Raw genomic sequence first — 12,655 nt, 5'->3', positions numbered from 1 at the left:
CAGGCGGGTTCTGCAATGTTCGCAATGGGGTTTACGCAGTGGATTTGGCGGCAGCGCCTTCCCTTCCAGCCCAAAAGGGCGCACCGGATCGCCGAGCAGTCGGCGCAGGACAGGTGCGTCTGATTGACTGCGAGGAAGCCGCTAGCACCGCATTCCTCGCCGCATGGCAGGCGCTTGCCGAGCAAGCGAGCGAACCCAACCCGTTCTTCGAAAGCTGGTTTGCGCTCGGCTCGCTTGACCATTTCAGCGAAGATTCCGCGCCCGAGCTGTTTGCGCATTATAGCGATGGACAGCTCATCGGACTTTTGCCGCTCGCGCGAAAGCCGCGCTATTACGGCTATCCGGTGCCGCATATTGCAGGCTGGCTCCATTCCAATGCCTTTTGCGGCAGCCCGCTTGCGGCTCGCGGGTTTGAACGTGCTTTCTGGCGGTCCTTGCTCGCGCATCTTGACCAAGAAGCGGGCCGCGCGCTGTTCCTCCATTTGCCCCAGCTGCCCGCTGACGGACCGCTCAACGCCGCGCTCGATGCGGTTCTGGCAGAGAGCGGACGCCGCGCCGTCACGGTTGATGCAGGCGAGCGCGCGATGCTCTCGCCGCCGGATGACTACCCCCACGCGCAAGCCTATCTCGACGCAGCAATGAGCACCAAGAAGCGCAAGGAGCTGCGTCGCCAGCGCAAGCGGCTATCCGAATTGGGCACGCTGACCGTTGAACGCCTAGAGGGCAGCGTGGGAATAGACACATGGATCGCCGAATTCCTCGCGCTGGAAGCAGAAGGTTGGAAAGGCGAAGCCGGTTCGGCGCTTGCAAGCGCGCAGAGCACTCGCAGCTTCTTCACCGCCACACTCACATCGGCGGCGCAGGCTCATAAGCTTGAGCGGCTGGCACTGCGGCTTGACGGCAAGCCGGTCGCAATGCTCGCCAACTTCATCACCATGCCGGGCGTGTTCAGTTTCAAGACCACCTTTGACGAGGCCTATTCGCGCTTCTCCCCCGGCCTGCTGCTCCAGATCGAGAATCTCGATCTTGTCGAGCGTCCCGGCTTTGAATGGGCGGATAGCTGCGCGGTCGAAGGTCACACGATGATCGAGCGGATCTGGCGCGAGAAACGCCGCATCATCTCTCGCAATATTGCCATTGGCGGCTCCCTACGCCGCACTGCCTTTCGCGCGCTGATGGCCTATGAAACCCGAGGACAATCCCCCGAATGAATGCCCCCTCACGCCTCCACCCGACAGACCACCGGAGCTTTGATCCCACCGCTTCGAGTTGGGACATATTCGATGCGCGCGCGCGGCAGGACTTCGCGGCGGGCTACCCCGAAGTTCCGCATGTTCTGAGCCACGCGCTAAACCGGCATCCGCTACTCGAACTGGAGGCTCTTGCCGAGCTGGCCGAGCAACTTGACGAACAAAGCGTCGAGTTCAATCGCGGCGACCTGCCAATCGGCGTGGACGGAAAGCCGGGCGCAACCGGCCTCTCGATCGGCGAGACGATCCGGCATGTCGCCGAAGCCAACAGCTGGGCGGTCCTGAAGAACGTCGAGCAGGTGCAACCCTACCAGTCCTTGCTGCTCGATCTGCTGGGCGAGCTGCGCGGCGGTATCGAGGCGAGGACCGGCGCGATGCTGACCCCGCAGGCCTACATCTTCATCTCCAGTCCGAACGCGGTCACGCCCTACCACTTTGATCCGGAGCACAACATCCTGCTTCAGGTCAAAGGCTCCAAAGTGATGACGCAGTTCCCTGCAGGCGATCCGCATTACGCACCGGACGAGGTGCATGAGAGCTACCATGCGGGCGGCCCGCGTGAGCTGGCGTGGGACGATGCCTTTATGCAGGGCGCGCGCGAGTTTGCGCTGGCTCCCGGTCAGGCGGTTTATGTGCCGGTTATGGCGCCGCATTTCGTGCGCAACGGGCCGGAAAGCTCGATCTCGCTTTCGATCACATGGCGTTCGGAATGGAGCTATGCCGAAAGCGACGCGCGCGGGCTCAACCATCTGCTGCGTCAACGCGGGTTTACTCCTGCAGCGCCGGGTCGCTGGCCCAAGGGCAACCGGGGCAAGGCCTTCGCCTTCCGCGCCTTGCGCAAGCTCGGCCTCACTGGCGCTTGACCTCGCCCGCGACCCTGCGCATTGCGAGCGGCGATGAACGACATTCCAGACAATCAGCGCCTCGTTGACGGGCTCGTCCGCCTGCTGACAGTCGAGCAGCGCGCAAGCGACATCTATGCCGGGCGCGAGCAGAAGGACGGCATTGGCCGCGTCTTTGGCGGGCAGGTGCTCGCCCAGGCGCTTCAAGCCGCACAATGCTCGCTCACCGATGGCAAGCAGGCGCATTCGCTCCACGCCTACTTCCTGCGCGGCGGGCGCGAGGGCACACCGATCGAGTACCGGATCGAGCGCGACTTTGACGGGCGCAGCTTCGCCAATCGGCGCGTCGTGGCCTCGCAAGCCAACGAGGACGGCACCCAAAGCCCGATCCTCAACCTCACTGCCAGTTTCCAGACCGTCGAAGAGGGGCTGGAGCATGACGACAGTCCGATGCCCGATGTCGAAGGGCCGGAGACACTCAAGTCCGACACGGTGCTGCGCCGCGAGATGGCGGAGCGCATGGGTGACAAGCTTGGCGAGGCGCAGCGCAAGCTGATGCTGCGCCCTCGCCCCATCGAGATGCGCACCCTCGACAAGCTGCACTGGATGAACTCCGAGCCCAAGCCGCCGCATGCGCATAGTTGGTTCCGCACCGTCGCGCCGCTGCCCGACGATCCGGCGCTGCACCGCGCGGTCATCACCTATGCCAGCGACTTCACGTTGCTTGGCACCAGCGCGCTGCCGCATGGCCTGAGCTGGATGCGCGGCGAGCTGGTCGGCGCAAGCCTCGACCACGCGATCTGGTTCCACCGCGAAGCGCGCGCCGATGAGTGGTTGCTCTACTCCACCGACGCGCCGTGGTCGGGCAAGGGTCGCGGCTTCAACCGGGGCCGCATCTTCAACGCATCCGGCGAGCTAGTTGCCAGCGTTGCGCAAGAGGGCATGATGCGAAGGCGCAAAGCCAAGGGGTGAAACCTGTTACACCCGAGTGGCCTCTTTAAGAAAAACCACTTCTTTTCAAGTGACTGTTTGCATGTGAAAATTTTCGCTTTTTGCCGCCGTGAAGTGTCAACTTTCATCTTTGGCGGATGCGCAGCAGCAAAATTCGCACGAAACAAGCGGTGCAGACGATGAGAAAGAGCCGCGCGGTTCATACACTGACCGACCAATGTAGGAAAATCACCGCGCGGCGCTCCGATGCTAGCTAAGGCGCCATCTAAGGCGCCAGCTAATGCGCCAGCAGGATCGGCAATTGCGGCTCGCTCAGCATCCGGCGCGTCACCCCGCCCAGCAGCATTTCGGCGAGCCTCGAATGGCCGTAAGCGCCCATCACCAGCATCCCGCATTCGCGCGCAGCAGCGGCTTTGGCCAGCACCTCGGAGATCTTGCCCTTGCCGCGCGGGATTTCGACCACTTCGGCCTCGACCCCGTGGCGCACCAGATATCGCGCGGCCTCGCTTGCGGGAAATTCAAAACGTTCAGTGTCCTTTTCTTCCTTCACGCTGGCGAGGAACACCCGCTCCGACAATGCCAGCAACGGCACTGCCGCGCGCAAGGCCACTGCGGCCTCTGACGAGCCGTTCCACGCCACCAGCACCGGTGCGCGAACGTCCAACCGCTTGATCGACCCCGGCACCACCAGAACCGGCGCAGGCGCATCAAGCGTAAGCTCGCCCGCCATGGCCGAAGGCCCGCGCGAGCCCTCTTCGCCAATGTCATGCGGGCCAACGATGATGATGTCGTGCAGCGCCGATTGTTCGAGCAGGCGATGCTCCGCCGCGCCGTAGAGAAAACGCCAGTTCCACGCGACATCTTCATTGGCGAGGTCGGCTTCGATCTCCGCCCGCAAATGCTCGGCGGCTTCGCGGATACGGGGAATTGCAGCAGCCATCGCGTTTCCGGCAAAATCGCCGGGTGCGAACACCTCGTAACTCACCGCTTGAAGGCAAGTGATATGCGCGTCGCAGGCGCGGGCAATGTCCATTGCGACTTGCAGGCGCGCTTCCATGCAGGAATCGTCATTGATGTGCAGCAGGATGGATTTCATGGGGCTTCTCCTTTGTTGCCACCTGACTCTTGCGCGGTTGGAGAGCGGCTGCATTGATCAGGATCAATTTGCGCTGGTTGCATTTCGTGCTTTAAGCTCATCCAGAGCGCATTGATGCGCAGGAGAACACCCAATGCAGGTCACACGCCATCCGCCGGTCCGCGTTACGCTGGAGCCGTCGAACCATCCCTATCTCTCTGGCGCATGGACGCCGGTTCATGAGGAAGTGGATGTGGCCGAGCTGGAAGTAATCGAAGGCGAGATTCCGGCTGATATTGACGGTATCTATCTGCGCAACACCGAAAATCCGGTCCACCAGCCGCTGGGCCGCCACCACCCGTTCGATGGAGACGGGATGGTGCATCAGGTGTCGATCAGCGGCGGCAAGGCGAGCTATCGCAACCGGTTTATCCGCACCCATTGCTTCGATCAGGAACAGATCAATGGCGAGGCGCTATGGGGCGGGTTGATGGACCCGCATGGCACTTCGAAGCGCCCCGGCTATGGCGCGCATGAGGGGCTGAAGGACACTGGCTCCACCGACATTATCGTCCATGCCGGCACCGCGCTTGCGACCTTCTACCAATGCGGCGAAGCGTGGCAGATGGACCCTGTGACGCTGGAGAATCTGGGCAAGGCTTCATGGGGGCCATTGGACGGCGTTTCCGCGCATCCCAAAGTGGACGAGACGACCGGCGAGCTGATGTTCTTCAACTATTCCAAACACGCGCCCTATATGCATTACGGCGTGGTCGACCGCTCCGGCAGCCTTGTGCACTACGTGCCGATCCCGCTTTCGGGTCCGCGCCTGCCGCATGACATGGCGATCACGAAGAACTGGTCGATCCTCAACGATATGCCGCTTTACTGGGACGCCGACCTTCTGGAGCGGAACATCCACGCCGCGCGCATCCACGAAGGCGTGCCGACCCGCTTTGCCCTGATTCCTCGCCGCGGTCGGCCGGAGGATATCCGCTGGTTCGAAGCCTCGCCCACCTATGTGCTCCACTGGACCAACGCTTGGGAAGAGGGCGACGAGGTGATCTTGGAAGGATACTACCAAGACAAGCCCATGCCCGACCCGATCGAGGAAGCGGGCCAATACAGCCACATGATGGCCTATGTGGACGAGCATTCTTTCCAGAGCCGCCTGCACCGCTGGCGCTTTAACCTGAAGACGGGCGAGACGCGCGAAGAGCGCCTGTCCGACCGGATTGTCGAATTCGGCATGATCAATCCGGCCTATCTGATGGGGAAAAGCCGCTATATCTGGTCAACCACGACGCGGCCCGGCTGGTTCCTGTTCAACGGCTATGTCCGCCACGACACCGAAACGGGCGAGGAACAGGTGTTTGAGCTGCCCGAGGGCGTCTATGCCAGCGAAAGCCCGATGGTGCCGCGCAAAGGAAGTTTGTCCGAAGATGATGGTTACCTCGTCACCTTCCTGATCGACGACAATGCCGGAACATCTGAACTGGCCATTCTCGATGCCAGCGATGTCACCAAAGGCCCGATCTGCCGAGCGCGCCTGCCGCACAAGATCTCAAGCGGAGTGCACACCACCTGGGTCGAGCACGCACAGCTCAAAGCCGATGCGGCGTTCAAACGGGCGGAACTGGCGGCTTAGGTTTCGGCCTAGATCAAGCGCCGGACAAAGCGCCCCAGCACCGCCTCGCGCGGCACTTTGCCCGAAGGTTCGTCGCCGGTCGCGCTGCTCGACATGCCTTTGAGATGGACATTGCCCTTGCGCCCGACGGCGGTGACTTTCTTGACGATCCTGCCAAGATCAGGGTGATCCACAAGAACCACATCACCGCGCCGTATCGCTTTGGTCTTGCGGCGACGAAACAGGGCTATGCTACCCTCGGGCAGATTGAGCTCGATGCCTTTCCCGCGCACCCGGGCGATGCTGAAACCGAACAATGAAAAACTCCCCCCACCGAGCCTGTTTCAGCCCTTGAGTGCACGCATGCCAAAAACTCGCGCGCTCATCAATATTCTGCGTTCGACAATTTGACCCGAAATGCGATATTCTTGTCCGCGCCCTTTCCTTACGCCCGCACAGCCCCTATCCGCGCGGGGCGTCATTTATTCAAACGACCTGTTCAGACCAAAGAGAAGGACACTCACATGGCTTTCAACCTAATCGATCTTCCCTATGCCGATAGCGCGCTCGAACCGGCGATCTCGGCCAACACGCTTTCTTTCCATCACGGCAAGCATCACAAGGCTTACGTCGATAAGATGAACGCAGCGATTGCGGGCACCGATCACGACAATGCTTCGCTCGAAACCGTCGTTGCGGCTGCACGCGGATCGAATGCGGGCCTGTTCAACAACGCCGCGCAGACGTGGAACCACGCCTTTTACTGGCATTCGATGGCCGCGTCGGAAACCGCGCCCTCGGCAGACCTTGCTGCGAAGATCGATGCCGCTTTCGGTTCGATGGACGAGCTTAAGGCACAGCTCAAAGCACGCGGCGCAGGCCACTTCGCCAGTGGCTGGGTGTGGCTGGCTGAAAAGGACGGAGCGCTCAGCATCGAGGAAACCCACGACGGCGACACGCTGGCTGACAGCGGCTTCAACCCGCTGCTGACCATCGATGTGTGGGAGCACGCCTATTACCTCGACCACCAGAATGCGCGTCCGGCCTATCTCGACGCGGTTGTCGATGGAAAGATCAACTGGGCCTTCGCCAGCGAGAACCTCGCGCGCGGCAGCGCCTGGACCTATCCGGCCTGATCCTGACCGGACTTTGTTTGAAAGGCCCCGCCCCGCTCCATGCGCGGCGGGGCTTTTTCGTATCAGGCGCGCATATCCTTCGATGAACCCAGCGAGATATGCGAGGTGATGCTGGCGACCTGCGGCAATGTGCCCAGCGTGTCTGCGTGGAACGTCTTGTACTGGGCGAGGTCTGAGACTTCGACGCGCAGCAGATATTCGACCGAGCCGGTGATGTTGTGGCATTCGCGCACTTCGGGCGCTGCATCCATCGCCGCTTCGAAATTGCGCGCATCCTTGGCGAGCTGCGCGGCGAGGCCCACCATCACGAAGATCGTCACCGCCCCGCCCAGCTGGCTGCGATCCAGCACCGCGCGATAGCCGCGAATCAGGCCTGAGCGCTCCAGCTCCTGCACCCGTCTGAGACACGCCGATGGCGACAGACCAACCTTGCCTGCAAGGCTGGTGTTGGAGAGTCGCCCGTCGCGCTCAAGCTCATGCAATATCTTGCTGTCAATCCGGTCCATTTCCGCACGATATTGCAATAGAGCGCGCCGAACAACGCATTTTGCAAGGATATTCGCCGCAATTGGCCGTAGAATTGTGCACAACCAACAAATCAACGCAGAAAGCTCTCGCAAATGGCCACTCTCGCACCTTCCGACCATTCTGTTCTCAAGCCGCTCGCCGATTACGACATGTCGCAGGAACGCGGCTTTCTGTGCCGCTACGATGCAGGCAAGGTGACGTTTGACGGCGCTTGGGCCGACGCTGCGCGGGTTGCGCTGCAATTGCCGCAGGTGATGCCGTCGGGCGAAATCCGCGCTTTCCTGCGCGCCCACCTGCCCGATCCGCGTGAACTTGCCGATGTCTCGACGCTCAGCAACGAGCAGCTGCGCATGGCGACGGTGCATTACAGCTTTATGATCCAGGCCTATGTCTGGGGTGAGGCCGAGGTCGACAACCGCATCCCGGCCTGCATCGCAGTGCCGATGGTCGCGCTCGCCGACGCATTGGGACAGCAGCCGCTGCTGACCTATTCGACCTATGTGCTCGACAATTGGACGCTGATCGATCCGGCAAAGCCGCTCGCGCTCGACAATATCCGCATGATCCAGAACTTCCTCGGCGGAATGGATGAGGCGTGGTTCGTGCTGGTCCACGTCGCCATCGAAGCGCAGGCAGGCGCAGCGCTCGCGCGGTTCGAAGATGTGTGCGAAGCCGCTCACAATGATGATCCCGAGGCCGCCCAGCTTCAGCTCGAAGCCATGGCGGGCACCTGGAAACACATCAACGCCCTGTTCGACCGCATGCCCGAACGCTGCGATCCCTATATCTATTTCGAGCGTGTGCGCCCCTATATTCACGGCTGGCGCGACAATCCCGCGCTGCCCGACGGCGTGATCTACGAAGGCGTCGAGCGCTTCGGCGACGAGGCGCGCTCCTATCGCGGACAGACCGGCTCACAGAGCTCCATCGTGCCCAGCATGGACGCGCTGATGAATGTCGGTCACGCAAGCGATCCCTTGCGCGAATTCCTCGACCAGCTGCACGAATACCGCCCCGTCGGCCACCGCACTTTCGTCGACGACGCCCGCCGGTCGAGCGGGCTGCGCGGTTTCGTCCAAACCGTCGGCGCATCGGGCCTCACCGACGCCTACAACGCCAATATTCAGGCCGTTGCAGACTTCCGCACGCGCCACCTCGAATATGCGGCGAGCTACATCAACAAGCAGGGCAAGAAATCAGCCGGCAACGACACCGATGTCGGCACCGGAGGCACGCCCTTCATGCGCTATCTGAAAAAGCACCGCGACGAGACGGCAGCGAATTTGCTCTGATTCCCTTCGGGTCGCACCGAAGGCTCTAGGCCACGCGGCCTAGCTCCCATAGAGGAACATATTGACTGTCAGACGGCCCGCTTTCGGGTCGTCTGACAGCGCGGCTGCGTCGGGGATGATCCCCGAATGCAGCTGGCGGCCGCGATAGAGCGCTAGGCGGTCCGGCTGTGCCTCGACCGCGCCGATTTGCTCGAAACCGGGGGTGTCGGGGCCGGGATAGGCCAGCGGCGGCTCACCATACTCACGCGAATCCGCCTCCAGCGCGGCGGCATAGGTGGCCTCACGCTCGGACGTGATCGCTTCAAAGCCGGTGCGTTTGTGGCGGTAGAACGCTGTGCCCCCGCTCTCTGGCCCATCGAGATAATGCATGATCGCCACGCGGCCCGGATCGGAGTGGTCGTGATGCGGGATGCGCTGACGGGGTGAGAGCGCTTCGGGCGCGAGCGTCACCACCGAGAACGCCGCAACCTCGCACTGGATTGACTGGCGCAGACCAAAGACCTCGCCCATCACCTGCATCATCAGATCGCGGCGGATGTCGAGATAGGACGGGTCGGCGGGTGCACGAATGCCGGGGTAATCGACGCCTGCGGGATAATATCGCGACCGAACCCCCAGATCGCGCAGCCGCTCGGGCTGGCCGGTGAAATTGTCGATAATGACCAGCGGCTCGCCTTCATTGCCGATCCGCTGGACCGTGACTTTGGGTTCGGGTGGGTTCATTGCGGCCCCGCCCTATCCGCTCGCATGGTAAAAGTCATAGATTTTGCGCGCGACCGTATCGCTGACGCCGGGCGCGCGTTGCAGGTCTTCGAACGAGGCAGCGCGGACTTTGCCGGCGGTTCCGAAATGGAGCAGCAGCGCGCGCTTGCGGGCCGGGCCGATGCCGGGGATCTCGTCCAGCGGGCTCGCGGTGATCGCCTTGGAGCGCTTTGCCCGGTGCGCGCCGATGACATAGCGGTGAACCTCGTCGCGCAGCCGCTGGGCGTAGAACAGCACCGGCGAATTGGTCGGCAGCGTCTTTTCGCGGCCATCGGGGAAGTGGAAGACTTCGCGTCCCTCGCGTCCGTGATGCGGACCCTTGGCGATGCCGATGACGGGCAGGTCCTCGATGCCGAGTTCACCGAGCACTTCCATCACGCTCGACAGCTGGCCCTTGCCGCCATCGACCAGCACGAGATCGGGCCAGACGCCTTCTCGCGCTCGATCGGGATCGTCCTTCATCGCGCGGGTAAAGCGGCGCTCCATAACCTCGCGCATCATCGCGTAATCGTCATTGGTCTGCGCGGTCTTGATGTTGAACTTGCGATATTGCGACTTCTCGAAGCCTTCGGGGCTGGCGACCACCATCGCGCCCACAGCTTTCGCGCCCTGAATGTGGCTGTTGTCATAGACCTCGATCCGCTGGGGAGGCTCGCCCAGTTCAAGGAAGTCGGCCAGCTCGCGGTGGGTCTTCGCCTTGGTGCCGGTTTCGGCTAGCCGCCTCTCAAGCGCTTCGATGGCATTGCGGCTCGCCTGCTCCATCAGCTTGCGACGGTCGCCGCGCTGGGGGACGGAGAGCTTCACAATCCGGCCCACCACTTCGCTGAGCGCTGCCTCGACCAGCTCGCTTTCGGGCAGCATCCGGTCGACCAGGATGTTGGGCGGCGGGGGCACTTCTTCGTAGAATTGCAGGATCACATTGGAGAGCACCTGATCCTCCTCTACATCCTTTGTGTGGGTGGGGAAGAAGGCGCGGTGGCCCCAGTTTTGCCCGCCGCGAATGAAGAAGGCCTGCACCCCGATCTGGCCACCTTTTGACGCGAGCGCGAAGACATCGGCATCGCCCACGCCGCTGGCATTGATGGCTTGGCTGCCCTGAATAAAGGTCGCAGCCCTCAACCGGTCGCGCAGGATCGCAGCGGTTTCAAAGTCGAGCTCCTCCGCCGCTTTCGCCATCTGTTTTTCGAGATCGGCCTGCACCTGCCCTGATTTGCCCGCGAGGAAATCCTTCGCCTGATCGACCAGCGCGTCGTAATCACCCTCGCTGATCCGGCCCACACAAGGCCCCGAGCACCGCTTGATCTGATAGAGCAGGCAGGGCCGGTCGCGATTGTTGAAAAAGCTGTCTGTGCAAGACCTTAGCAGAAACAGTTTCTGAAGTGCATTAAGTGTGGTGTTGACGCTCCCGGCGCTCGCGAACGGCCCGTAATAGTTCCCCTTCGCCCGCCGCGCGCCGCGATGTTTGTGGATGCGCGGAAAGGCGTGGTCGGAGCGCAGCAGGATGAAAGGAAAGCTCTTATCATCGCGGAGCAACACGTTGAAAGCCGGGCGAAACCGCTTGATCAGCTGCGCTTCGAGCAGCAGCGCCTCGGCCTCTGAATTGGTGGTGATGATCTCCATGCTGCGGCATTGCGAGACCATCCGCTGAAGCCGTCCGGAAAGCTGCGCAACGTTGGTGTAATTCGCCACCCGCGCCTTCAGGCTTCGCGCCTTGCCGACATACAGAACGTCCCCGCGCGCATCACACATGCGGTAGACGCCGGGGATCGGCTTCAGGGTTTTCTGCACTTCGCGGATCGCAGTCACACCTGCCTCAAGGTTCGGCTGCGCGCTCGCGACAGTGTAGGCCGCGCGCTCCTCATTGAAGCGCTCGGCTCCTCTGGGGTCATGGGGAGTGCCGGCCGGGGTCTTGGACATGGTCAACAGATAGGGAGTGAACCGCGCGATTGGCAATGCAGGCGCACACGCCTATCGGCAGCAAAGTGGAACATTATGATGGAATAATTCTCGGCGGCGGCGCGGCTGGCCTGATGTGTGCGGCGCGTGCGGGCCAGCGCGGCCTGCGTGTAGTCGTGCTTGAGAAAGCCGAGAAGCCGGGCAAGAAGATCCTGATTTCGGGCGGCGGGCGGTGCAACTTCACCAATGTGCACACCAGCCCGGCGAACTTCCTCTCCGCCAATCCGCATTTCGCCAAGTCGGCGCTCGCCCGCTACACGCCGAAGGACTTCCTCGCGCTGGTCGAGAAACACGGGATCGAGTGGCATGAGAAGACGCTGGGCCAGCTATTTTGCGACGGGCGCGCGACGCAGATTGTCGAGATGCTGCTGGCTGAGTGCCCCGACACTGTCGATGTGATCTGCGGCGCGGAAGTCAGCGCGGTGATCAAGGAAGGCGACAGCTTTGCCGTCTCCGCCAGAGGTCGCCACTTCGCCGCGCCCGCTCTGGTGATCGCCACGGGCGGCCCCTCGATCCCGCAAATGGGCGCGACCGGATACGCCTACGACCTCGCGCGGCAATTCGGGCTGAAAGTGGTCGAGCCGCGCCCTGCCCTCGTACCCTTCACGCTGGGCGGAGAGGATGTGCTGTTCCGCGAGCTGTCAGGCGTTTCGGCACCCGTCCGCGCCGGAACCGGCAAGAGCAAGGCGAGCTTTGCAGAAGCGGCTTTATTCACCCATAAAGGCCTGTCCGGTCCCGCAATCCTGCAAGTGTCCTCCTATTGGCGCTCGGGCGAAGAGGTCGCGATCACCTTCCTCCCCGACGCCAGCGCTGACTGGCTTATCGACCTCAAACGCGCCAATCCCCGCGCCACTCTGCGCTCTGCCTTGCGCGACGTCCTGCCCGACCGGCTGGCGGACGCGCTGGCCGAACGCATCGGTATCGAGCGCGAATTTGGCAATGTGCCCGACAAGGTTCTTCGCGCCGCGGCAGAGCGGCTGGCCGACTGGCGCTTCACCCCCAACGGGACCGAGGGCTTTGCCAAGGCCGAAGTCACAATCGGCGGCATCTCGACAGCCGAGTTGTCGAGCCGGACGATGGAGGCGAAGAACGTCCGCGGCCTCTACGCAATTGGCGAAGCGGTGGACGTAACCGGCTGGCTGGGCGGCTACAATTTCCAATGGGCCTGGGCGAGCGGCGTCGCGGCCGGAGACTCGATCGCCGCGTAACAAAGTTGCGCATTATTACGGGACAAGT

General features: G+C 62.5%; 12 protein-coding genes. 7 read left to right on the top strand and 5 right to left on the bottom strand.

Translation table 11 applies throughout. The features are described 5' to 3' along the window. Nucleotides 1-113 precede the first annotated feature (113 nt). Genes Q0887_RS01625 through Q0887_RS01615 form a run of 3 tightly spaced genes read left to right on the top strand, consistent with a single transcriptional unit; the run spans nt 114 to nt 3,064 of the window. Nucleotides 114-1,211 (top strand): GNAT family N-acetyltransferase, encoded by a 1,098-nt coding sequence (locus tag Q0887_RS01625; RefSeq protein ID WP_299191792.1) that lies wholly within the window; start codon nt 114-116, stop codon nt 1,209-1,211. After that, complete coding sequence (locus Q0887_RS01620) at nt 1,208-2,113, top strand: cupin-like domain-containing protein (protein WP_299191790.1); 906 nt, start codon at nt 1,208-1,210, stop codon at nt 2,111-2,113. Before Q0887_RS01625 ends, Q0887_RS01620 begins: the two co-directional genes overlap by 4 nt. Before the next feature lie 33 nt (nt 2,114-2,146). After that, nucleotides 2,147-3,064 carry an acyl-CoA thioesterase II gene (locus Q0887_RS01615; protein ID WP_299191788.1) on the top strand — a complete coding sequence of 306 codons (918 nt, stop codon included), beginning with the start codon at nt 2,147-2,149 and terminating at the stop codon, nt 3,062-3,064. A 256-nt stretch (nt 3,065-3,320) separates the two neighbouring features. On the opposite strand, the gene Q0887_RS01610 is transcribed toward Q0887_RS01615, so the two are convergent. Next, nucleotides 3,321-4,139, bottom strand: a complete 819-nt coding sequence (locus Q0887_RS01610) for a universal stress protein (RefSeq protein ID WP_299191787.1) — start codon at nt 4,137-4,139, stop codon at nt 3,321-3,323. A 133-nt stretch (nt 4,140-4,272) separates the two neighbouring features. On the opposite strand from Q0887_RS01610, the gene Q0887_RS01605 reads away from it, so the two are divergent. Further along, a complete protein-coding gene (locus Q0887_RS01605; protein ID WP_299191785.1) occupies nt 4,273-5,766 on the top strand; it encodes a carotenoid oxygenase family protein in 1,494 nt (497 codons plus the stop codon). Nucleotides 5,767-5,774: 8 nt separating this feature from the next. Here Q0887_RS01605 and Q0887_RS01600 read toward each other — a convergent pair whose 3' ends face one another. Beyond that, entirely contained in the window at nt 5,775-6,062 is a 288-nt protein-coding gene (locus Q0887_RS01600) for a S24/S26 family peptidase (protein ID WP_299191783.1), read from the bottom strand. Nucleotides 6,063-6,269: 207 nt separating this feature from the next. On the opposite strand from Q0887_RS01600, the gene Q0887_RS01595 reads away from it, so the two are divergent. After that, nucleotides 6,270-6,881 (top strand): superoxide dismutase, encoded by a 612-nt coding sequence (locus Q0887_RS01595; protein WP_299191781.1) that lies wholly within the window; start codon nt 6,270-6,272, stop codon nt 6,879-6,881. A 62-nt stretch (nt 6,882-6,943) separates the two neighbouring features. Here the strand turns inward: Q0887_RS01595 and Q0887_RS01590 are convergent, their stop codons facing one another. Further along, nucleotides 6,944-7,387 carry an Lrp/AsnC family transcriptional regulator gene (locus Q0887_RS01590; protein WP_299191780.1) on the bottom strand — a complete coding sequence of 148 codons (444 nt, stop codon included), beginning with the start codon at nt 7,385-7,387 and terminating at the stop codon, nt 6,944-6,946. Nucleotides 7,388-7,501: 114 nt separating this feature from the next. Between Q0887_RS01590 and Q0887_RS01585 the strand changes: the two genes are divergently transcribed. Continuing rightward, nucleotides 7,502-8,701 (top strand): indoleamine 2,3-dioxygenase, encoded by a 1,200-nt coding sequence (locus Q0887_RS01585; RefSeq protein WP_299191778.1) that lies wholly within the window; start codon nt 7,502-7,504, stop codon nt 8,699-8,701. Nucleotides 8,702-8,740: 39 nt separating this feature from the next. Here Q0887_RS01585 and Q0887_RS01580 read toward each other — a convergent pair whose 3' ends face one another. Next, entirely contained in the window at nt 8,741-9,424 is a 684-nt protein-coding gene (locus tag Q0887_RS01580) for a DUF6445 family protein (RefSeq protein WP_299191776.1), read from the bottom strand. A gap of 12 nt (nt 9,425-9,436) precedes the next feature. Then, nucleotides 9,437-11,380: an excinuclease ABC subunit UvrC gene (uvrC, locus tag Q0887_RS01575; protein WP_299191774.1), complete on the bottom strand. Its 1,944-nt coding sequence runs from the start codon at nt 11,378-11,380 to the stop codon at nt 9,437-9,439. Nucleotides 11,381-11,415: 35 nt separating this feature from the next. Between uvrC and Q0887_RS01570 the strand changes: the two genes are divergently transcribed. After that, nucleotides 11,416-12,627, top strand: coding sequence for an NAD(P)/FAD-dependent oxidoreductase (locus Q0887_RS01570; RefSeq protein ID WP_299191772.1), 1,212 nt, complete (start codon nt 11,416-11,418; stop codon nt 12,625-12,627). The last annotated feature ends 28 nt before the right edge of the window (nt 12,628-12,655 follow it).

The sequence above is a fragment of the uncultured Erythrobacter sp. genome (assembly GCF_947492365.1).
Lineage (GTDB): Bacteria > Pseudomonadota > Alphaproteobacteria > Sphingomonadales > Sphingomonadaceae > Erythrobacter.
The sequence above is the reverse complement of the archived record's forward strand: the minus strand, read 5'-3'. Positions and strand labels throughout refer to the sequence as shown.